Genomic DNA, 21,778 nt, shown 5'->3' on the forward strand with positions numbered 1-21,778 from the left:
TATGCCGGCTCAGGGTCCGACGACGGCAAGCACCTGGTTTTCGTCGCTCAGTGCTCCCGCCCACAGGCGGATGTCGCTGATCGTGCCGGGCAGGTAGCTCCCCCAGGTGGTCCCGGTCCACTCTTTTCCGATGCTGAAGCCTGACCCCAGCGTGGCCTGGTAAGCCTTCGGATCGCCCTGCCGTGTAGTGCTGGTGTAGAGGCTGACTGTCCCCGTCGTGGCGTCGTGGACGCCTGTCAGCCGGATCTCGCCGTTGGGTGTGAGGAGTTCGTCGCTCTGGACCGAGCCCGAGCCGTCCGAAGACCAGCGACCGAAGAACCAGCGTCCCACCGGAACCAGCTCCGTGGTGGGCAGGTCATCCGGGTTGGGCGATTCAATAATCTGTTCCTGCATGCCGGTCTTTTCGAACCAGATGCCCCACGAGGAGCCTGTGCCCGTTTGCTGTCCCAGGACCTGCATCCGTGATCCGTCAGGCATCGTCTTCAGCTTTGCCGTGGTCACGTTCACTGCGGTGGACACTGTGAAGGAACCGGTATCGTCCACGAGCGGCCGGGCCGTTGAGCCGGAGCCGTCCACGCCGTCGAGGCTGATGCCCTCGCTTCCCAGCGTGGCACCACCGGACAGGCTCAGTGTGTTGCCGTAACCGCTGGTGTCTTGCAGTGCGGAACTGGACGCACCCTCCGGCGTGTATTGGGCGACGAGCTCGACGTATCCGCTGCCGTCCGCGGCCTTGGCCCCGGCTTCCTTCTTTACGTCTCCGTCCACCAGTGCTCGCTGCCAGACGGCCACTTCGTCGATCTCGCCGGGGAAGTAGTCGCCGTAGGCGCCGGCGTACTTGGCCCGTCCCACCTGCAGGCCGCCTGTGGATGTCCAGGCACCGGTGGTAAACGGCGTGCTGCCCTGCGAAACGCCATTGACGTAGAAGGAGATCTTCTTCGTCGGGCTCGGATCCACCACGAGGGCAAGGTGGGTCCAGGTGCCGAGCTGCGGCGTCTTCGTTGCGTTGATTCGCTGGGTCGAGAGGGAGGCCGCGTCGGAGTCCGCCTCGGGCAGCCGGACGCACCAGGTCTTCACGTTCGCGCAGTAGCCCATGTAGAAGGCGCTGTGCCGGTTGCCGTTCTGTCCGAGGACGGTGGCGTTGAGGGAGCTGGCAGCATCGAGCCGGGCCCAGGCCGTGACGGTATAGGCCGAGAGTGTCTCGATCACCTGCTTGACGGTGGATGCGGATCCCTGGCTCGTGCTCGACAGAGACAGGGTCTTGTCCTGAGCCTTCGTACCGTCGGACGCCGCGAGCTCGCCGCGCCGGCCGTGGTCGGTTCGTGTCGCGCCTGCGGTGGTGAGCGTCAGGTTGTTCTGCGACATGGGATCCGCTGTCGAGCTGTCGTACGCTACACCGGACGGTTCATTGAAGCTCCAGCGGCCGCTAGGGCCGCTTCCCTGAGCCACCAAGAACTTGACAGCTCTCTCACCCACGCGCCCCTTGGCGTCCCTGGCTGCAACGTTCAGAAGCAGGATGCCGTCTACTGGAGGGACGATGGTGGCGGTGTAGGAGCCGGAAACGGCGGGCTTCCATGCGCTCCAGACCTTATCCGTGGACAACCGGTACTGATAGTCGGTGTTCACGTCACCGGAGGCCGGGCTGAAGGTGACGGTGCCTGCCTTCTCTGCCTCGCCGGCAGGCACACAAGACCCACTAGTAACGCACTCGGAGTAGGGGGTCCCGAACGTGACGATCGGCGGCTTGGGCGCGGTGGGGTCCACCTTGAAGTAGCACCAGGGGGTGGGACCGCTGCTGAGTGCTCCGGTGTAGGAGGTGTCGGGGAATGACTGCGTGAAGGCGTGGTAGCGGTAGAGGGTCCCCTCCTTGAGGGGCACGTTCCACAATGTTTTCTGGTTGATCCAGTCCCTCTTATTGATGTCGTAGGTCACGCGGCCTGTGTTCGGGGCCACGGAGCCGGTCGTCGGCTCCGGTGCGTCGAACCACGTGCCATCCGTGCCCTTGCCATCGACGTCGTAGTACACCCTCAGCAGAGCGGCCCGGTCGCCGCCCGTCATCACGCGCGGCGTCGCCACCAGCTCCGGGGTCGTGGCAGAGATCGTGGTCGGCGCCGATTCGGACTTGCTGCAGAGTTGGGCGGAAGCCGAATCGGAACCCGACGGGAATCCGTACTCGCCGGGCGTCGCCGGCTTGCTCATGTACGTCACACGGATCACGGCGTCGTCGTCGAAACGCTTCCAGGATTCCGTGTCCGTCTCGTCCTGTGCAGACAGCCGCAGTGTCAGAAGGCTCAGCTTGCCGTCGGCGAACGACCGGACCGTCGAGGTCAGGTTCTCGTCGGGCTCGTCCGGGTTGTCGTGGAACTCGATGGGAGCGCGAGGCTGGGACGGGGAGCATGCCGTTCCGCGGCCGGCCGACACGTAGCGGTCGCCCATGTGGTCCCGGGCTGTTGGACCTGGCCATCGGGAGGAGGAGGAGATGGGGTCGGTGCGCTTCAGGTCCACCCAGCGGGGGCTGCAGGAGAACGACCACGTCTCGGTCACCGCGAAGGTGGCGTCCAGGACGTGCTTTCCCATGAGCACGGTGGGCAGGAACTCGAAGTACATGCGGTTCACATAGCCGGAGCCGCAGTAGTACGTCACACCGTTGACCACCGCACTGCCGCACTTGCCGACGCTCATGCCGTTGTCGCCGCCGGAGAAGTTGTAGAAGACGTCGCCGTCCGAGGACAGCACCGTCCGCTCGGCTTCGTTCAGCTCGACCGACGGGTCGATGTAGAGCGGGAAGTCCTCCGCCTGGGTACGGGCGACCAGATCGGCATCTGGCGTCACCGTCAGCGATCCTTGCGCCAGGTCGACACCCATCAGCGCGGCTTCGTCTCCGGCCCCGGGGCCTGCCAGCGGGTCACCCTCCTGAGGAGGCGCCACCGGCTCCGTCACCGCGTCCGCCACCGAGGCGGATGCGGCGGAGAGCACGCGGAATCCGGCGCTCTGCGCGCTCACACCCGAGGCCGGTGCGCCGACGTTGCCGTCGCCGGCGGAGTTCCACATGCGCGCGGTGGGTGAGCGGAAGACCACTTGGCCGTTGCCGTCCAACGCCTCCACACTGCCCACCGAGCCCTCGCGCAGCCGGAGGCCGTCGGCCTTCAGTCCGTACTCGATGGCCTTCAGCTCGGGAAGCGCTGCCGCTTCGGGAGTCTCGACTTCCAGAACCTGGCGAAAGCCCTCGACCGTCGCGGTCAGGATCAGGTTCACGTCCGGCAGGACGTTCTCATAGACGGCGCGCTCGCCGTCGAGGCGCGGCTCGGGCAGGTTGCCCGGCCAGCCCATCGACACCGACTGTCCGTCCTGGCCGATCGTCACCAGGCCGGTACCCGAACCTCCGCCGGAGAACGACAGGTCCACCACGGCGGCCTTCGGGCCGATGGACCCGTCTTCGCGGCGTACGAGCGTCGCGTCGGGCGTGGCCCAGCCGCTTTTCGTGTCGACGCGGACCGGGGCGATCGACTTCTCCAGCGTGAACGTCGCACCGTCGGGGTTCGCGAACACGGTCTCCCGCTCCGTGCGCTCCCCCACGACCTCCACCCGGCCACCTGAGGCAGCGGCTTCCCTCAGCGCCTGCTCCGACTCCGTAAGAGCATGCGCCGGAACGTCATCCGCCAGTGCAGGACCGACAGTCAGAGCCGGCGCAGCGCCGGCCAACAGGGTCCAGGCCGCTGTCAGAGCGAGTACCCGTCCTCTTCTTCGGGCATGCCGAGCACGCCCCGATCTCACGTTCATTCCCCACCCGCGACTCAACCGGACGCGCAACGCGCACGGTCCGGCATGGCATGTGACCTACATGCATGTGAAGTGAAGATCAAAAGCACTTCCTGTGATCTTCCTGTGCCAGGGGATCCAACGCCTTGAGCATCACCCCGTCAACGCACTTGACCAGCACAAACGCCTAGCAGGCGCCGACTTAGATCAGACATCTCCGACCGACCACCACAAGAAAATCGGACACACGTCCTATTTCGGGGTGACGTATGCCACACAAATTCCGGACGCCGGGGGGAACCATCTGTCAGGTCTCCACGCACAGCAGACACCGCAGCACGCCGCCGCTCCGTGACGACCCCGCGCCCGGGCCCCCCGCCCCGCGACCGCTCCACGTCCGAGCGTCGGCTCGCTCCACTCCAGCTCAAGCATGCGGGCAGATGAAACGTCGACCCCGGGCACCGCGAGCTTCATCCCCATGGCAGGTGCCTTCCAGGACGCCAACGCCCCAGCTGCACCGCGATCATGGTGAATCCGTGCTTCGCGACCTCGGCGATCAGCATGAGTTCGCGGCCGGTACGGCGATAAGAAAGGCGGCCACTCCTGCGGGATCGCGGACTCCCTCACCTGTGTCACGCTCGGTCTGGCGCCGGCCCCAAACCGAATCGATCGCTGGCATACCCCCCTCCCTGGTCGTCACCCTCCCCGACGCGGTCACCCGCACGGCCCGGGAACAACTCGGCCTCGCCACACTGCCGCCGCCACTCCCGCTGCCCGACGTTCCCCTGTACCTGCTGTGGCACCAGCGCTACGAGGAGGACCGTGCCCACACCTGGCTGCGAGAGACGGCCACCGAAACCGTCCAGGCCCTCTTCGCACCACCGACCGTCTCGCCACAGCCCCGCATCAACCGGACCGGGCAGCAGTGAGCCTTTTTCATCCTGAATAGCTGCAGGTCAGCAGGGTGTGGACGGCTTGGACGATGGTACCGATGCGGCGGGTGGAGCATCGGGCCCGGCGGAGGATCCGCCAGGACTTCAACTACACGAAGGCCTGTTCTCCAGGAGCCCTCAGCCAGGCGTGGTCGCTGTTGAACTGCTGGTAGTGCTCAGGCTGTTCGCGGTGACGGTAGTATGAGGTGCGGACGGTGACGCCGGCGCCCTGGTAGGCGCGGTCCGCGGGAACGAGGATCTGCCGGGTCAGACAGGCCTGGACGATGCCATGGGCCCGGGCCGCGGTCAGATCGTGAATCCGCCCGGGTGCCGCACGGGAGAACCACAGCGGTGTGCCGTCAGGACGGGCGATGACCTGCACGTTCATACCGTGCTTGCGGTGCTTCATCGAGTAGTACGGCTCGTCTGCGCGGATCCGGTCGGCGGGGATGAGGGTGCCGTCAACGATGACGTGGTCGCCTTCGCCGAGGCCGGTGAGGGCTTCGTAGAGGCCGGGGGCCCAGCCGGCCAGGACATCCAGCGTCTCGTCGACGTAGCGCCAGGCGGTGGCCTGGGATATCCCGAAACCGGCTCCGAGCTGCGAGAACGTCTCGTTCTTCCGTAGGTGGACGAGGGTGAGTAACGCCTGCTTGAAGCAGCCGAGCTTGCGCCAGCGGGTGTTGCGGGCCTGACGGTGCTCGTGCAGCAGCCAGGCGACATGCTCGACGAGCTCGTGCGGGACGTCGAGCATGGCTCGATACGGAACCAACAGGGCTCCTTCGGTCGCCGGTGTGATGAGTGGAATCACCACGCCAACGACAAGGGGCCCTGCCTCGTCACCACACCCGCTGACCAGCCCATTTCACCCACCAGCACAGGATGAAAGAGGCTCAGTGATGTCGCTGATTCTTAATGCCGTTTGAAGGGGCCTGGCACCCCCTCCACCGTAATCTCCGCCTCCGGCTCCAGGTGCGCGCCTTCGAGATCTGCTCCAGTCAGGTTCGCTCCGCCAAGTTTGGCGCCAAGCAGGTTTGCACCGCGCAAGTCCGCGTTCTTCAGATTGGCGTCCCGGAGGTCCACGTCACGCAGGTTGGTACCGACAAGCTTGGCGCCGCCAAGGTCAGCTCGTCGTAGGTCGGCCCGCTCTAGCCCTTCGCGCGAACCGAAGGAAGGGGCGCTGAGATCGGCGCCCCGAAGGTCGGCGTCTTGGAGGTCGGCACCAGTCATGACCGCGCCGACGAACACCGTCTCTTCGAGGTTGGCCCGGCGCAGATCCGCGCCGGGGAGGAGTGCGCGCGAGAATCTGGCCTTGTAGAGCTGCGCTCCGCTCAGGTTCGATCCGGTCAGGTCAACCCCGGTGAGGTTGGCTCTGACTCCGCTCGGAGCGTGGTCTTGGCCACTGGACACGCCGGGCGTGCGGTTTTCCTGGGCCAGGTCGAGTTCGCCCATGTCCGCTAGCCCTTGCAGGTTGACGTAGCGGAGCTGAAGGATCCTTCGATCCTCGTCGTTGACGGGGCGGTTGGCCAACACGGTCATGGCCGCTTGGAGGTCGACGGCTAGGGGTTCAACAGGGGATGTGAGAGCGGGTTTGGCTCGCTGGATATCGGCAGAGGGAAGGCGGGCGTGGGCACGCATGTACGCAGTGAGTACCGACAGGCCTGTAGCGTTGTCACGGGGCGAATCGCGCATGATGCGTTCCAGGGCGTAGATGCCGCCGACCCGCACATCCGCACTCTGCGATCCCAAGGTGGTCACGGCTGCGGTGTAGCGGCCAGTGATCTGTCCTTCCTGGCTGATCCGTAGCTCTTCCCTTGCCTGCCCAACCGAGATCCAGGTGAAGAGCACCGCGATCACCGCGGCCAACCCTGGCAGGGCGCTCACCGCCAGCCCGGCCCAGCTGTGCTGGCCAGCCAGCCCCATTTCGGTACGGTCGACGTCGCGGCGTCGCCGACGGCGCTCCGCCGCTCCCCGCCGGGCGGCGCGGTGAAGACGTCGTACGACACCGGACTGAACGTCGGAGGACCTGACCACGATCGCATTTCACCGCATAAAAGCATCGTGAGACTGCGGGGCGCGCTTGCGGCCTCCTGAAACGGAACCCTTTGGCCCCACCCTGCCCCGGTCCTACCGCCGTTCTCGTCGGAGCGCCGCCGGACGCGCCGGGCACGGTGAGCACGGCCGTCTCCGGGACGGGCGGCATGTACGGGGGCATCCGCTCCGTCTCCGTCAGCAGGGTGAAGGCGGCGACCGAGCGGGCGGCCCGGCACCCCCCCTGAAGCGGTCAGCTGGGTCGAGGCGTGGCTTCGGGCGGGAACGGTGTTCCCGTCGTCGTACCAGGGAGCCAGATCCCGCCTTGTACCGTCGTACGACACCCCCGCCCGCCATGACTAACGAGCTGGTGCGTGATTGCGGGTGAGCGTCCGTGCTGGTGGGTGGCATGATCCGGGCTGTGACGATCATGGCCAGTCGTACGGTTCTCGCGCATCGGTTGTTCACGGGTATCTCCCGTGAACATCTCGCTTGTCTGGTCACAGAGTTGGCCGGCCCATGGCAGACCGGTGTCGAAGGCCGCCGCCATGAGGCACGTGGTGGGGCCAGGAAGCGGGCCGCGGGTGCCGGCGCCAGGCATCGGCTGATGTTCGTCGACCTGCTGGTCGCCACACTGATTCATCTGCGGCACGATCTGCCGCACTCGGTCCTCGCTCTGCTCCTCGGCGTCGACCGTTCCACCGTCACCCGGGGCATCGGGGAGATACGAGCGCTTCTGGCCGAGCGGGAATGCGCGGTCCCCGACCGTCCTGGCCTGCGGCTTCGGACCCTGGCGGATGTGTTCGCCTATGCCCAGGCCGAGGGCGTCGAGCTGCGGCTGGACGCCACCGAGATCCAGGTCCGCAGGCCCTTGGCCGGCCGCGGCGGACGCCGCGCATTCGTCTCGGGCAAGAAGAAGCAGAACACGATGAAGGCCACCGTCATCGCCGACCACCAGGGCCGCACGCTCTGGGCCGATGCCCTGCGGCCAGGGCGGATGCACGACGCGACCGCCGCACACAACGAAGGCATCGGTGTCTGCTTCCGGCACTTCCCGGACGTGGAGGTTCTCCTGGACAACGGATATCCGGGCCTCCGACGCGACCACCCCGGGCAGGCGATCACACCGCCCAGAAAACCGAACAAGATCGCCCTTCCGCACGCGCACGCCGCCCGAGAAGAAGCCCGGCACCATCACTCATCGAACCGCATCACCGTCGAGCACGCGCTCGCCGACCACAAACGCTGGAAGCAGCTGACCCGCTGGACGCATCGGCGAGATGCCCTTCCTGACACCTACCGGGCCGTCGCCGGCCTCGTCTCCGACCGCACCGCCAACACCTGAGAACAGGCCACGATCAGGCGAAACACGCCTCCATCGCTATCACGCACCAGCTCGTTAGTCCGGGGGAGCCGTGCCGGGCCGGGGGCACGAAGGGCGTGTGTCTCTTTCGTGGTTTGGTCGTTTCGCGGGAAGGAGAGCCCATAAACCCCTTGGAGGCTGATGTGGCAGAGGATCGGATCGGACTGGCTGAGGTGCTGGCGGCGGCGGAGGCGGCCGCGCCGGTGGACTCTCTCGATGTCGTGGCACGCAACCTGCGCGACCGGTTCGGAGCCCGGTACGTGTCGTTCCTGTTCGTCGACGTGGTTGGCCGACGTCTGCTACGGGTCCATGACACGGCGCGGACGCAGCGGGAAGAGCGGGCCGAGCAGGTGCCGCTCGCCGGTAGCAGCGTCTACGACGAGGTCCTGCGCCATCAGCGCCCGGTGCTGGCGCAGGACGGCGGGCAGGGCCAGCGTGTGCTGGCCCCGGTCACCAACCGCGGGGACACGGTCGGTGTTCTGGAGCTGTTCCTGACCCACGTCACCCCGGGCGTTCTGGAGCAGATCCAGGAGGCCGCGCATGCGCTGGCGTACATCATCGTCACCGACCGCCGCTTCACCGACCTCTACCACTGGGGCAACCGCACCACCACGGTCAGCCTGTCCGCAGAGATCCAGCGCCAGCTCCTGCCCACCGCTGCCGCCTGCGAGGCCCCGCAGTTCACCCTCGCGGGAGCGCTGGTCCCGGCTTCCGACATCGCCGGGGACACCTACGACTACAGCCTCGACCAGAACACCCTGCACCTGTCGATCACCGACGCTATGGGCCACGACGTGAGCGCCTCCCTTATGGCCACCCTCCTCGTCAACGCCTCCCGTAGAGCCCGCCGCGCCGGGAAAAACCTCGCCGAACAAGCCCGCCAGGTGCACCAGGCCCTCCTCGACCACGGAAACCGAAGCATCGCCACCGGCCAACTGCTGCGCATCGCTCTTGACGGCACCGGTGCCCAGCTCGTCAACGCAGGCCACCCCTGGCCGCTGCGCCTGCGCGACGGCACGGTCACCGAACTGCGCCTCGCCGTGAACATGCCCTTCGGTGTTCCGATGCAAGGCGCCTACCAGGTCCAGGACCTCGACCTGCACCCCGGCGACCGCCTCGTGCTCCACACGGACGGTATGCAGGAACGTGACGCCGAATCGGTCGACCTGCCCGGCCTTCTACGCAAGACGGCCGACGAGCACCCGCGTGAGGTCGTACGCACCCTCGTCGGCGCGGTATCCGACGCTTACGAAGGCCACCCGCCCAAGGACGACGCCACCGTCCTGTGCCTGGACTGGCACGGCCCACAGACCACCCACCCCATGACCATCTGAGCCGGACAGAGGGATGCGCATGATCATGCCACGCTTCCAAGGCCCACTCCGGAGCCTGACTCGGTAGGGCCCTCTGGCTGTATCCACGTACCGCACGTGCCTCGCCAGGGAAGGCTGTCGGGTGCTAAGGGCTTGCAAGGAATCAAGGTGTTGCTTCCCGTTCTGCGGCTCGTTGGTGTGGTATGCGCATCCCGGACGAGACTCGTAGCCAGCTCTCAGTGAAGTTTGCGGTGTTGTTCCCGCATCTCGACGAGCGGCAGCGTCGGTTGCTGCTGGCTGCCGAGGCCCGTGTCCTGGGGCACGGCGGCGTCCGGGCCGTCGCACTGGCGGCCGCGGTGAGTGAAACGACGGTCCGCAAAGGCGTGCTCGAGCTGGAGGCCGGCGAGGAACCCCTGGGCTGGGTGCGGCGTCCGGGCGGGGGCCGTAAGCGAGTCGTGGAACTCGATCCGGGACTGCGGCCGGCTCTCTTGGCACTGGTTGAGCCGGACGAGCGGGGTGATCCGATGTCGCCGCTGCGGTGGACGGTGAAATCGACCCGCGTACTTGCGAGGGAACTGACACGGGCCGGGCACCGGGACAGCGCGGACACCGTCGCCGATCTGCTGCGGGAGGAGGGCTTCAGCCTGCAGGCCAACGCCAAGACACTCGAGGGCGGCCGGCATGTGGACCGGGACGCACAGTTCCGCTACCTCAACGAGCAGGCCCGCATGCACCGGGACGCCGGCGAGCCGGTCATCAGCGTGGACACCAAGAAGAAGGAGCTCGTCGGCGAGTTCAGGAACGACGGCCGCCAGTGGCGCCCGGCCGGTGATCCGGTGCCGGTGAACATGCACGACTTCGCCGACCCGAAGCTGGGCAAGGCGATCCCTTACGGGGTCTACGATCTTGCGGCGAACACCGGCTGGGTCAACGTCGGCACCGATCACGACACCGCCGCGTTCGCGGTGGAATCGATCCGCCGCTGGTGGCACGGCCAGGGCCACACCTCCTACCCGCGAGCGACGCGGCTGCTGATCACCGCCGACGCGGGCGGCTCCAACGGCTACCGCACCCGGGCCTGGAAACTCGAGCTCGCCCACCTCGCCGCCGAGACGGGCCTGACGATCACCGTCTGCCACCTGCCGCCAGGCACATCGAAGTGGAACAAGATCGAGCACCGGCTCTTCTCCCACATCACCATGAACTGGCGGGGCCGCCCGCTGACCAGCCACGAGGTCGTCGTCCAGTGCATCTCCGCAACAACCACCCGCACCGGACTACGCATCCATGCCGAACTCGACAACAACACCTACCCGACCGGAGTACAGATCGGGGAGGCGGAGATGGCGGCTCTGCCACTGACCCGGCATGCCTTCCACGGCGACTGGAACTACGTCCTGCATCCCCAGCAGGTCCCGGTCATCCCGGCGGCCCGAATCCCGCAGACACCAGCGCCAAAGTGGGACGAGTCCCTGCTGTCCGACCCCGCACTGACCGGCATGTCCCCGCAGCAACTGACCGACCTCACGCAGGCACTGACCCCGGACAAGGACGACCGGCACGGCCGCCCGCCCCGGCTCGACTTCCCCGATCAGGTCCTGGCCACCGTGCTCCACCTGCACCTCGCCCTGGCAGCGGAACCCCTCGCCGTGCTCTTCGGCAGCAGCCGCACAGCCATGCACCGCACACTCCTGAAGATCAGGAAACTCCTCACGGCCCACGGCGTCGTCATCCAACCGGCCGCCGCCCCACCCGCTGCCCTCGCGTCCCTCCAGGCTCGGGTCCTCGCCCAGAGCAACGATCCCGAAGGGAAGACCAAGACAGCGTGTTAATGATCTGCAAGCCCTTAGGACTCGGCGTCCTCTGCCTCGGCCTGCTCCTTGAGGGGTTCGTAGATCTTCTCCCAGGTGTAGGGGGAGTCGTGCAGGTCCACTATCATCTGGCGGAACAGCTTTCGGTCGAAGTTGATCCCGTACAGACCGCCATCAATGCTGTGGCTGTTGACGATGATGGTGGGCGTGCCAGGACCTCTCGGATCGTCTCCAGTGTTCTCGTAAGCCTGCTCGGAGGCGGTGACGAACGCCTGGTACTTCATCGTCCGGACTGCCTGGTCGAATGCCGCGTCGCGAAGTCCCGGCACCTGCTGCGCAAGCTCCAGCAGCCGCTCCGTGGTAAACCCGCCGCTGGCCTCGACTTCCGTCTGGAACTTCCACAACACCGTGTGGTACTCAACGAACTTCCCCTTCTGCAGTGCGGCGCGCAGAGCATTGACGGCCCGCTTCGAGCCATCGCCGCCGAGACGAATGTCCTTGAAGGAGGCGAGGGTGTACTGGGCCTTGATCTCTCCCTCAAGCAGCAGCTCCTTGAGTTCCCGGGCGCCAGTGCGTTCGTACTCCTCGACGACGGGGCAGCGCGGGTCCTCGAACATCTCCACCGTCGAACGGGCTGCAGGGTTCCCGACCCAGATAGTGGTCCCGTCCACAGCCAGCCGCTCCGGCAGCATTTCAGCGGACCCGTAACCAACCGGCTCCGCCGGCAGCTCCTCCCCCGCCCTCCCACCGGCCGTGCACCCCGCAACACCTCCGATGAGGCTGAGCGCGACGGCTGCACGGACGGTTCTGCTCATCTTCTTCATTCGAACTCCAGTCCTTACTCTTGAACAGGCGGACTCTATGCGTCCGGTCTGACAGTTGCACTGAGGTTCCGGCGGGCTGCGGTTCGATTACGGGAAGGCCACCTCGCCATCTGCTGGCCGGCGCCGCACAACTCGCAGAGTGCGCCCCGCTCGCCGCACGGCGCGCGGCCGCCACCGAGCGGGCCCGCGCCCCAGGCGGAGGTGAGCAGTGCGTACAGTCACACGTCATGGGCCCGCGGCGCCGGAAGTCCGCTCTTTTGCCGACATGCCTTCCATTGCCGACGGTGCGACTGATCGGAGCGGGCGATGACGATCTCTGATTTTGGAGCGTCATCATCGGTCCCACGCGTCGACCACACCCTGGCGAACGTAGTCGCGGTACCGCTGACGCCAGCCGTCGTCGGTCATCAGCGTGCGCTGCGCCTCCAGCGCTATCTTCGTCCCGTCCTACAGCAGCACCTCCACGTAGGCTCGCCGGTCACGGTCCTGCGTCCACTACTTCAGCCGCACCCGGGTTGCCCCGGACCGCGTCCGAGCCCAGGCCTCTAGTGCCTTGACCACTTAGGTTCGCCGGGGTGGCCCTTGCGGCGGTTTGATGTGCGGCGACGTCCATCCGACTGCAGGGGGTATGGTGGCTGAGCCTGTCCGTGTGCGCAGGTTGACCGACGAGGAGGGGCAGAAGCTGTAGTAGATCGTGCGCCGGGGCAGCACCAGTTCGGTGCGGTTCCGGCGGGCGATGATGCTGCTGGCCTCGGCCGACGGGAACCGGGTCCCGGTGATCGCGCGGCTGCTGCAGGCCGATGAGGACACCGTCCGGGATGTGATCCACCGGTTCAACGAGATCGGCCTGGCCACACTGGACCCTCGGTGGGCGGGAGGCCGCCCCCGCCTTCTCGATCCTGACGACGAGGACTTCGTCGTCGCGACGGCCCCCACTCGCCCGACCAAGCTCGGCCAGCCCTTCACCCGCTGGTCGATCCGCAAACTCGCCGCCTACCTGCGACGTGTGCACGACCGCGTGATCCGGATCGGCCGCGAGGCGTTACGGTGCCTGCTTGCCTGCCGCGGCGTCACTTTCCAGCGCACCAAGACGTGGAAGGAGTCTCCGGACCCCGACCAGGACACCAAGCTCGACCGCATCGAGCACGTCCTGCATCACTTCCCGGACCGGGTGTTCGCGTTCGACGAGTTCGGGCCGCTCGGCATCCGGCCCACGGCCGGCTCCGGCTGGTCTCCTACCGGTCATCCAGAGCGGCATCCCGCGACCTACCACCGCACCCACGGCGTGCGGTACTTCCACGGCTGCTACTCGGTCGGCGACGACACCCTGTGGGGCGTCAACCGCCGCAAGAAGGGTGCCGCGAACACCTTGGCCGCGCTCCGGTCGATCCGTTTGGCCCGCCCGGACGACGCCCCGATCTACGTCATCCTGGACAACCTGTCCGCACACAAGGGCGAGACGATCCGGCGCTGGGCGCGGAAGAACCGGGTGGAGCTGTGCTTCACGCCGACGTACGCGTCCTGGGCGAACCCGATTGAGGCGCACTTCGGGCCGCTGCGACAGTTCACGATCGCGAACTCGAACCACCGCAACCACACCGTCCAGACCCGAGCCTTGCACGCTTACCTGCGCCGGCGCAACCAGAACGCTCGCCACCCCGACGTGCTCGCCGCCCAACGCCGCAAACGCGCCCGTATCCGCAGCGAGAGAGGCATCCGCTGGGGCGGACGGATGCGCATCCCGGCGTCCTGACCACCGGAGAAGCAGGCTCGCAGGCGAGCGATAGGGTCACCCGCGTGCGGTCCCGGCGCAGACCTACCGCAGGCGGCATGGGAGGCCCGATGACCACATGGCGGCGGTTCGAACGCCAAGAGGCCAGGCTCGAATTTTGGGAGATCCGTCAGGAAGGGATCCGCTGCTTCCTTCGCTGGGGCTCTGACCGCACCTCGGGCAAAGGGAGCACGACAATCCTCGACGACGAGGAACAGGCGCGACGTCACGCAGCACGCAAGATCAACGAACGTCTCCGCAAGGGCTTTACCGAGGTGGACCCGCCCTGCGATCCGGCAGAAGCCGAGGCCGGGACACCGGTGCTGGACGTCATTACCAGGTCTGCGGGTCCCCACGCGCTGGCACCCCAGTACCTGCCGGTCGACGGCTTCGACCAGGTCTACCGCCGCGCACACACGCCCGATCACCCGATGGGCTTCTTCGAGTACTACGTGCTGCGGGAGCCGGGACACAGCGCGGTTCGCTTCACAGTGCGAGCCAGCAGCCACCAGGACACGGTGGTTGCCGGGTTCCTAGACTTCCTCTGCACCAGGCGTGATCTCGCCTTCGGCGGCCAGTCCCACCACAAGGTGGTCTTGCCGAGCCCGGTCGGGTCCTTCGACCATGCGCTGTTCTGCTCGCCGGCACTGGGCCGCGCGTGCGTCGCATATCCGGGAGTGGCAGCGAGGGTCGCGACAGCCTTTCCCGTGTTCAACTGCGAGATCGGGGACGGGGACTCGGAAGTGCTGGTCGACGCCCGCATCCATGGTCACGCCGCGCTGCCCTACAGCGACTGGGGACGATCCCCGTATCCCGCCGTTGACATGCGCTTCGACATCCAGCCGTCGCACTACCGACCGTCACCGAAATTCAAGGTCTACCGGTCGGCCGACCTCCAGAAGCTCATGGACGTACTGCCCACGGCATCGCCGCAGAGTTGGCTGGAAGTGCGGTCCTTCCGAGGCGAAACCACGCTCCTCCAACCCGACACGGCCATGTCCTTCGCGGACGTGTTGTCCTCTCTGATCAACTGAAGAACGGCCTGGCTGTCGCCTTCCACACCCCCAGGCCTCCGAACGTCACCAGACCGTAGCTCGGTGAACCTTCTCGGTCACGGCACTAGCCGACATCCTCGGACTTCAGCAGGCGGCGTGCAGCCGTCACCAGCTCGCCAAGAGCGACGTTGAGGCTCTCCTCATGGTCCCGCCGCCGTTCGCGAAGGTGAAACCGGTACGTGTCGTCGAGCAAGAGAAGCCTTTCGTCGTCACTCATGTGGGGCAGCTCCTCCAGCGCCGTACGGGCCGCCGATCTGAACGCCGCATACTCATCGCCGTCACGCGCGAGGTTGGCGACACGTGCGTCATCCAGCGCGCGGAGCGCTCGCTGTGCCCAGAGGTGGTGCGGCGACAACACGGGGATGGCCTCCAACCTGCGGCGAACTCGTTCCGCCGGCGCGCGGTCATCTGCGAGGTCCATGCAGCTCTCCACCACCACGACAACCTGGCGAGCCAACTCCACCAGGCTTGCCGGGGCGATCAATTCAAGCTCTGCCTGCTTTTGTGACAGCTCCAGATATGCAGTCCGAATGGCCGCCTGGTCAACCCCCTCGTGGTCCCGCTGGTACAGCGCCTTCGCATAGGACACTGTCTCTCGCGCCTTTTGTACGAACTGGGCTATCTCACGCCTGCGGTCGTCTCGCAGGGCTGCCAACCGCTGCGCCTCTGCCGTGATGCGAGCGGCATCCCGAGCGGCATCCGCTTGAGCACGGCCACCCCGCAGCTGGATCCGCGCACCGATGAAGTTGCCGAGGATACCCCCACCGATCCCGATGAACGCCACCACTGCGGCGAAGACTTCAGGGTTCCCCTTGATCGCTTCGATGACACTGCTCATGGCGGCCATCGTGCCTCGAACTGCTGTGCAGAGCCGACTGTTTGCCAGCCCTCATCCTCCGCTGTCATGCCTCGGATGACGGAAAACAGAGATGTCGCGACGGGGTGCTCTGCCAGACGGCGTGGTCAGAGAAGATCCAGAAGAAACGCCTAGTACTCCAGTGCGACTTCGTGATCTACCCGATTGAGGGGCTGGCGAGCCGCCGCCGGTAGTGGCTGCGGCGAGCTGCGGCCTGGTGTCGTCTGCGCCAGGTTGACCAGTGCAGCAGCTTGCGCGGAGATGTGCTCATCGGGTTCAGCAGAGTTCCGAGCAGGCGGCGGATCTCGGGGACGGTCAGGTCGATGGGGTCCGTGCTGCGGGCGGCTCGGTCTGGCTGAGCGGTCCTTTCCGGCGTCGCGTCGGCGGCGAGGACCGCCAGGAATGCGAGCGCGAACATGGCCAAGGTGATGTGCCGATGCCAGGCGGTCCAGTGGCGGACCTGGTAGTGGTCCAGCCCGACCTGGCCTTTCGCAGCCTGGAAGCACTCCTCGATGCACCATCTGGTCCCGGCCACCCGAACCAGCTCGGACAGCGCGACCCGGGTCGGGGACCAGCACAGGTAGTAGGCGAGTTCACCGCTGGTCGGATTGCGGCGGATCAGGAGGTACCTGTGGCCGTCGGCACCGATCTCGATCCAGGCCCAGTCGTAGTAGCGCGGCCCCTTCGCACCGGTGCCAGCGCTCTGCCGGTGCCAGGCGGAGACAGGCAGACAGCCGGCCACCACGTCCGAGCGGGCGGCGGTCCTTCCTTGGTTGATCCGTACCCGCGTGCTGCAGGCGACGGCCAGGACGTAGCCGATCCGGTGTCCCTCCAACAGAGCACGCAGGCCAGGGTCCTGGCCGTATGCCTCGTCACCGGTCACCCACGAGGCGTCGATCCCGGCGTCCAGTGTCGCGGCGATCATCTGCCCGGCCAGTGCAGGCTTGGTTGCGAACCGGGCTTGGTCAGGCACGCCGGAGCGGGTGCGGCGCTCGGCGTCCTGGCACCACGGGACATCGGACAGATAGAGCCGGCGGTCGATCAGCGCCCGTCCTCGGCTGGAGGCGTAGGCGAGGAAGACGCCGACCTGGCTGTTCTCGATCCTGCCTGCGGTGCCGGTGTATTGCCGCTGTACGCCTGCCGAGTTCCGGCCCTTCTTCAGGAACCCCGTCTCGTCGACGATCAGTACGCCGTCGTCGGTGCCGAGGTGGTCAAGGACGTAGGAGCGGACGTCGTCACGGACATCATCGGCGTCCCAGCGGGCGGATCGTAGCAGCCGCTGCATCGGCCCGGGGCGGTCATGACCAGCCTGCTCGGCCAGCTGCCAGCAGTTCTTCCGCTCGGTTCGGGACAGCAGTCCGAGCAGATAGGCACGAGCGGTCGTCCGTGGTTCCACCCTGCGGAACCGGCCCGCGATCCGGGCCATGGTCTGGTCGAACATCGCCCGCCAGCGGGCTGCATCTATGCTGTGGCCCGCGGTCACAGCATGATCTTCAGGAGTCCACACAACCCGTGATGATCACGTGATGGCCGCTCCTGTTCCTACACCCGTGCCCAGATGGTGCCAGACATGGCTGCACCCCTGGGCACAGAACCGAGCCCGCCGCCGCTCGTCGGCCACGCCGAGCAGAGCGACCAGCAGCCGGAACGCCTTGACGCGCTCGTCCTGCGGCAGATTGATGATCTTTGTCAGCTGCTCGGTCAGGTGCCCGCGTGTGATGAGCACGGCCGGGGTGTGGGTGGACCGGATCCCGGCCCTGCAGATAGCCTCCGGTCCGTCCTCGACGAGGGCGCGGGCCTGGATGCAGAAGCCTGCCAGGTCACGCAAGACTTCGAACTGCTCGGCGCCGTCCAGGCTCCCGAACCAGTCGACGCCCTGATCAAGCGGACAGATGCCTTGCGCCAACTGGTTCAGGACCACCACGCGCTCGTTCAACCCGCCCCACCTCCGCAGCACCTCAGAACGTCACCGCTGTATGGCCATCGAACCAGATCGCGAAGTATGACTGGGGTACTAGGTGTGGCCGTGTAACCGACGGGAACTCCTCGGTACGCCAGGTCGTCCCCTTTATGGAGGGACAGCATCGGGGGGTGCGGTTGAGAACAATGACGCTGCGGGCAGCGGGGCTACTCGCCCTGGCCGTGACGAGCGCCGTGGTGGTCACGCTGCTGGGTCTGGCAACCAACCAGGCTTCCTCGCAGGAGCGTTGGCCAGGTCCGCTGGACGTGCTGAGGGAGCATCCCTGGCCTGCAGGAACGCTGCTCACCGTGGTCGGGGTGCTGTTGAGCCTCCTGCTCCAGCGGCTGACGAGCCGGTGGACCCCGGCCAGGCCGCCGGTACCGGCGGTGCCGCCCGTACCGGAATGGGTGGTCGCGCGCTCGGAGTCCCTCGATGTGATCAAGGCGTTGTGCCAGCGGGCACAAGGGACGATCGGCATCACCACTGCTCTGCGGGGAGCAGGTGGATTCGGAAAGACGACACTGGCCGAGATGGCGTGCGCGGACCCCAAGGTCCGCAGACGGTTCCGGGGACGGATCTTCGTCGTGACGATCGGGCGCGAGGTGCGCGGTCGTGAGGCTCTGGCCGCCAAGGTCGCCGAGGTCACCAGGTTCGTCACCGGGGACACCACCACGTTCGACGACCCCGGACTGGCAGGGTCCCACCTGGGCCGGCTCCTGGACCAGCAGCCACGGACCCTGCTGGTGCTGGACGATATCTGGGAACGGGAACAGCTCGAGCCGTTCCTGCACGGGGGACGCAATGTCGTACGCCTGGTCACGACCCGCGTCCCCAAAGCCCTGCCTGGCGGCGCCTATCAAGTACGGGTCGACGCCATGTCCGACGACCAAGCCCGCGCAGCCCTGACCTGGGGACTCCCGGAACTGCCCCGGGTTACGACCGAGCTGATCCTCGCCGTGACGGGAGGATGGCCCCTCCTGCTCCGTCTGGCCAATCGCCTCATCGCCGCCGACCTGGAGACGGGGGCCGATCCGGCGGACGCGACACGCGACGTGCTGGAGCGGCTGCGGGCCCACGGTCCGGTCGGCGTCGATCCTACGGTCCCGCTCGATGTCGACGACCCCAAGGAGCGACGCAAGGCCGTCCGGGCGACCGTGGAGGCTGCCACGCGTCTGCTCACCCCCGAGGACACACGGCGTTTCATCGAATTGGGCGTGTTCGCCGAAGACGAGAGCATCCCGGTCGCACTGGTCGCGAGCCTCTGGTACGGGGAGCATGAAGGGAGCCGCGCCCGTGAGCTGATCCGCACGCTGGCGAATCTGTCCCTGCTGACCCTGCATAGCGAAGGCGGTGGATTCATCTCGCTGCACGACGTCGTCCGTGACTACTTACAGCGGCAACTGACCGGCAGACAACTGAGCCTCGTGCACGGCAAGCTCACGCGCGCGATGGCTCTGGACCTGGCGCCGGCCGAACCGCTGGTGGTGGATGATCCGTCGCCCGAGACGAGCTGGTGGGAAACACCGTACGGTTACGCGCTCGATCACTTGATCGCCCACCTGATCGCTGCCGATCGTTCCGAACTGGCCCGCACGGTGGCCCAGGACCTGCGATGGATCGAACGCCGGTTGTACCAGCGCGGTCCGGTGGCGCCGTACAGCGACCTCGCCCAGCTGGGCACCCGCGAGGCAGCACAACGTGTCCGGGAGCTGTCCCGCGTCGCGCACCTGCTCACACCCACCACCCCCGAGCACGCGCTGAAGCACGTCCTCTACAGCAGGCTCGGATATCGCTCGGCCTGGCGTGGTCAGGTCGCCGCGCTGGTCCATAACCGGACGGGACCGGGGCTTGCGCAGCGGTGGGAGCCACCGGACCTGACCGACGACCTCCTGCGCAGCTCGCTGGTCCATCCCGGTCCGGTCACCGCACTCGCCGTGGCTCCCGATGACGCGTGGCTGGTCGGCGGTTGTGCGGACGGCAGCCTCCACGTGTGGGAGACACGTACATGGAGTCGTCTGGCCACGGTGCGGGCGCACACGGACCGGGTGGCTGCCGTCTCCGTAGCGTCGGACGGCTCCTGGCTGGTGACGGGGAGCGCGGATGGGACCGCGAAGAAGTGGGAGACGGCGACCTGGACGTGTGCGGGAACATTCTCCGGCCACCACAAGGCGGTGACCGCTCTCGCTCTCTCCCCTGACGACAGTCTGCTGGTCACCGGCAGTGCGGATCGCACGCTCAGAACCTGGAATCCGGATGACGTCTCCTGCACCGCAAAGCTCAAGCACCACGCGTGGCCGATCAAAGGCATCTCCTTCCACCCGGACGGCTCTCACTTCTTCTCCACCTGCCTCGTAGAGGTGGTGCGGTGGGAGACCGGCACGTCCCGGCGCAGTACCCCTGTCTCTACCAATGACGCCCATGTCGGTTCTGTCGCCGTGGCACGTAATCGCGGGGCCGTCCTGTCCACAAGCAGCGGACTGTACTTGGTGCGCCGTCCCGCCCATCGTGCAGTGCCGGCCTTGGGCGGCGGGGACGCGCAACGCATCGTGGATGTCGGGCCGGTGACGGCTCTCGCCGTTTCCGACGACGGCGACCTCATCGCTATCGCGGGCCCTACCGGCACGACTCGGATCCGCCCCTTCGGCAGCGGCTCCCAGGTCGTCGCGACCGGGCACCTGGGAGCGGTGAACGACGTGGCCTTCGCCCATTCGGGCTCCTGGTTCATGACCGCGGGGTCGGACGGGACGGTCAGGACGTGGGACCTGCGGCGTGAGAGACCGCGCACCGTGCGGTCGGAGGGCGGTAGGGTCGCGTTTCCGCGAGCCGCCCTCAGTGCCTCCGTATCCGCAGGCGGTGAGTACCTCGCAGTCATCAGCACGGCCGGGAACCTGACGGTGCGAAGGCCTCCCGTGGACCCGGGCGCCGGCCAGACGACGGAGCTGCCGCTCTACGATCGGAACGGGTCCTTCCGTCACGGTTACGAACCGTTCGCGGCCCTGTCCCCGGATGGCACGCTCATCGCCGTGTGTGAGGAGGGAACGTGGACGACTCCGGGCAATGGCACCGCTCACATACGGCTGTTCGACACGTCGGGAGGGCGGCTGCACCGGTACCAGTGGTACGAAGCGACGATCACCGCCCTCGCCGTGACCCCCGACCGCACGATCGCCGCCGGTACCGCGGACGGCAGAATCATGTTCTGGGCGCCCGGAGCTCCGGAGGACACGTCTCTGGCCGTGCCCGGTCACCGGGGGAAAGTAACCACTGCGGCCTCAGCACCGGACGGCAGCTGGATCGTGACCGGCGGTGCTGACACACAGATCAAGGTCTGGGACGTCACATCTCGAAAGCCGCGCAGGATCGCCCGGCACCCGGCCGCGGTGACGAGCACGGCGATCGCCTCGGACGGCACCTGGCTCGCCAGCGGAGACATGCACGGAACCGTCTGCGTCCTGGACATGCCCCGGGGCACCGTCACCGGAACCTTCCGCACCGATTCGGGCCCGGTGAAGAGCATCGCCATCTCTCCGGACGGGGTGTGGATCAGCATCGTGTCCTCACCACGAACCATCGAGGTCTGGCACAGGGCAACATGCAGACGCATAACGATGATGCGTACGGAGGCGCCGTTGCTCACCTGCTCCTGGCCCGGCGGCAACGATCTCGGCCTAGTCGCCTGCAGCACGCGGGGTCTGCACGGTTTCACCTTTCTTCCCCCCTCGACCGCGTAGGCGCTGACCGCAAGAACGGCCGTCGTTCCCACTCAGCATCCGCGCCGATCCGATTAGCCGGTCCACCTCCGCCCGCGTCTGGGAGGCGGCCAAGAGGCGGTCGAAGGTGCCGTCGGCGGCCCAGCGGGCGAACCGTCCGTGGATGGTCTGCCAGGGGCCGAACCGCTCGGGCAGGTCCCTCCAGGGCAGACCGGTGCGGAACGTGAACATGATGCCCTCGAGCACCTGGCAATGGTCCCGCCACTGGTCACGAGCCCGGCCCCCAGGCGGCAGCAGTGGTGCGATCACTGTCCACCTGGCGGCAGAAAACTCTCCATTCCTCCCTATCGGACCACCGATCCAATGATCGGAAAGACACCCCCTAGGTTCTGTCGTCAA

Annotated in this window: 13 protein-coding genes and 2 pseudogenes; 7 read left to right on the forward strand and 8 right to left on the reverse strand. The window is 67.0% G+C overall.

Annotated elements, in window-relative coordinates; genetic code table 11:
* Nucleotides 1-9: 9 nt before the first annotated feature.
* Nucleotides 10-3,546, reverse strand: coding sequence for a LamG-like jellyroll fold domain-containing protein (locus tag ACFYUZ_RS37435; RefSeq protein WP_389317100.1), 3,537 nt, complete (start codon nt 3,544-3,546; stop codon nt 10-12).
* Nucleotides 3,547-4,445: 899 nt separating this feature from the next.
* Here ACFYUZ_RS37435 and ACFYUZ_RS37440 point away from each other — a divergent pair.
* A pseudogene (locus ACFYUZ_RS37440) lies at nt 4,446-4,685 on the forward strand (LysR family transcriptional regulator); the annotation flags it as partial.
* 7 nt (nt 4,686-4,692) lie between these two features.
* Here the strand turns inward: ACFYUZ_RS37440 and ACFYUZ_RS37445 are convergent.
* Both ACFYUZ_RS37445 and ACFYUZ_RS37450 read right to left on the reverse strand, forming a co-directional pair.
* Nucleotides 4,693-5,499: pseudogene (locus ACFYUZ_RS37445) on the reverse strand (transposase family protein).
* 98 nt (nt 5,500-5,597) lie between these two features.
* Nucleotides 5,598-6,608, reverse strand: coding sequence for a pentapeptide repeat-containing protein (locus tag ACFYUZ_RS37450; RefSeq protein WP_389317103.1), 1,011 nt, complete (start codon nt 6,606-6,608; stop codon nt 5,598-5,600).
* Nucleotides 6,609-7,146: 538 nt separating this feature from the next.
* Between ACFYUZ_RS37450 and ACFYUZ_RS37455 the strand changes: the two genes are divergently transcribed.
* The 3 genes from ACFYUZ_RS37455 to ACFYUZ_RS37465 all read left to right on the forward strand — a co-directional run bounded on the left by ACFYUZ_RS37455 (nt 7,147) and on the right by ACFYUZ_RS37465 (nt 11,224).
* Nucleotides 7,147-8,061, forward strand: a complete 915-nt coding sequence (locus tag ACFYUZ_RS37455; protein WP_389317135.1) for a transposase family protein — start codon at nt 7,147-7,149, stop codon at nt 8,059-8,061.
* A 161-nt stretch (nt 8,062-8,222) separates the two neighbouring features.
* Nucleotides 8,223-9,413: a PP2C family protein-serine/threonine phosphatase gene (locus tag ACFYUZ_RS37460; protein WP_389317137.1), complete on the forward strand. Its 1,191-nt coding sequence runs from the start codon at nt 8,223-8,225 to the stop codon at nt 9,411-9,413.
* Nucleotides 9,414-9,595: 182 nt separating this feature from the next.
* On the forward strand, nt 9,596-11,224 hold the full coding sequence (locus ACFYUZ_RS37465) for an ISAzo13 family transposase (RefSeq protein ID WP_389317106.1): 1,629 nt from the start codon (nt 9,596-9,598) through the stop codon (nt 11,222-11,224).
* Between the two features lie 14 nt (nt 11,225-11,238).
* Here ACFYUZ_RS37465 and ACFYUZ_RS37470 read toward each other — a convergent pair whose 3' ends face one another.
* Nucleotides 11,239-12,027 (reverse strand): thioredoxin domain-containing protein, encoded by a 789-nt coding sequence (locus ACFYUZ_RS37470; protein WP_389317109.1) that lies wholly within the window; start codon nt 12,025-12,027, stop codon nt 11,239-11,241.
* Nucleotides 12,028-12,718: 691 nt separating this feature from the next.
* Between ACFYUZ_RS37470 and ACFYUZ_RS37475 the strand changes: the two genes are divergently transcribed.
* Complete coding sequence (locus tag ACFYUZ_RS37475) at nt 12,719-13,780, forward strand: IS630 family transposase (protein WP_389317140.1); 1,062 nt, start codon at nt 12,719-12,721, stop codon at nt 13,778-13,780.
* Nucleotides 13,781-13,869: 89 nt separating this feature from the next.
* On the forward strand, nt 13,870-14,832 hold the full coding sequence (locus ACFYUZ_RS37480; RefSeq protein WP_389317112.1) for a WGR domain-containing protein: 963 nt from the start codon (nt 13,870-13,872) through the stop codon (nt 14,830-14,832).
* 85 nt (nt 14,833-14,917) lie between these two features.
* Here ACFYUZ_RS37480 and ACFYUZ_RS37485 read toward each other — a convergent pair whose 3' ends face one another.
* The 3 genes from ACFYUZ_RS37485 to ACFYUZ_RS37495 form a co-directional block, all read right to left on the reverse strand.
* The gene (locus ACFYUZ_RS37485) at nt 14,918-15,691 is read right to left on the reverse strand and encodes a hypothetical protein (protein ID WP_389317115.1); all 774 of its coding nucleotides are present in this window, start codon (nt 15,689-15,691) and stop codon (nt 14,918-14,920) included.
* Between the two features lie 175 nt (nt 15,692-15,866).
* Nucleotides 15,867-17,150: an IS701 family transposase gene (locus tag ACFYUZ_RS37490; protein ID WP_389317118.1), complete on the reverse strand. Its 1,284-nt coding sequence runs from the start codon at nt 17,148-17,150 to the stop codon at nt 15,867-15,869.
* Nucleotides 17,151-17,228: 78 nt separating this feature from the next.
* Nucleotides 17,229-17,645: a DUF5958 family protein gene (locus tag ACFYUZ_RS37495; protein ID WP_389317121.1), complete on the reverse strand. Its 417-nt coding sequence runs from the start codon at nt 17,643-17,645 to the stop codon at nt 17,229-17,231.
* Nucleotides 17,646-17,815: 170 nt separating this feature from the next.
* Here ACFYUZ_RS37495 and ACFYUZ_RS37500 point away from each other — a divergent pair, with 170 nt between their 5' ends.
* Nucleotides 17,816-21,400 carry an NB-ARC domain-containing protein gene (locus ACFYUZ_RS37500; RefSeq protein WP_389317124.1) on the forward strand — a complete coding sequence of 1,195 codons (3,585 nt, stop codon included), beginning with the start codon at nt 17,816-17,818 and terminating at the stop codon, nt 21,398-21,400.
* Here ACFYUZ_RS37500 and ACFYUZ_RS37505 read toward each other — a convergent pair.
* Nucleotides 21,338-21,778 (reverse strand): transposase, encoded by a 441-nt coding sequence (locus ACFYUZ_RS37505; RefSeq protein WP_389317127.1) that lies wholly within the window; start codon nt 21,776-21,778, stop codon nt 21,338-21,340. The two genes, ACFYUZ_RS37500 and ACFYUZ_RS37505, sit on opposite strands and share 63 nt — an antisense overlap.

The organism is Streptomyces sp. NPDC004266 (assembly GCF_042874095.1).
Lineage (GTDB): Bacteria > Actinomycetota > Actinomycetes > Streptomycetales > Streptomycetaceae > Streptomyces.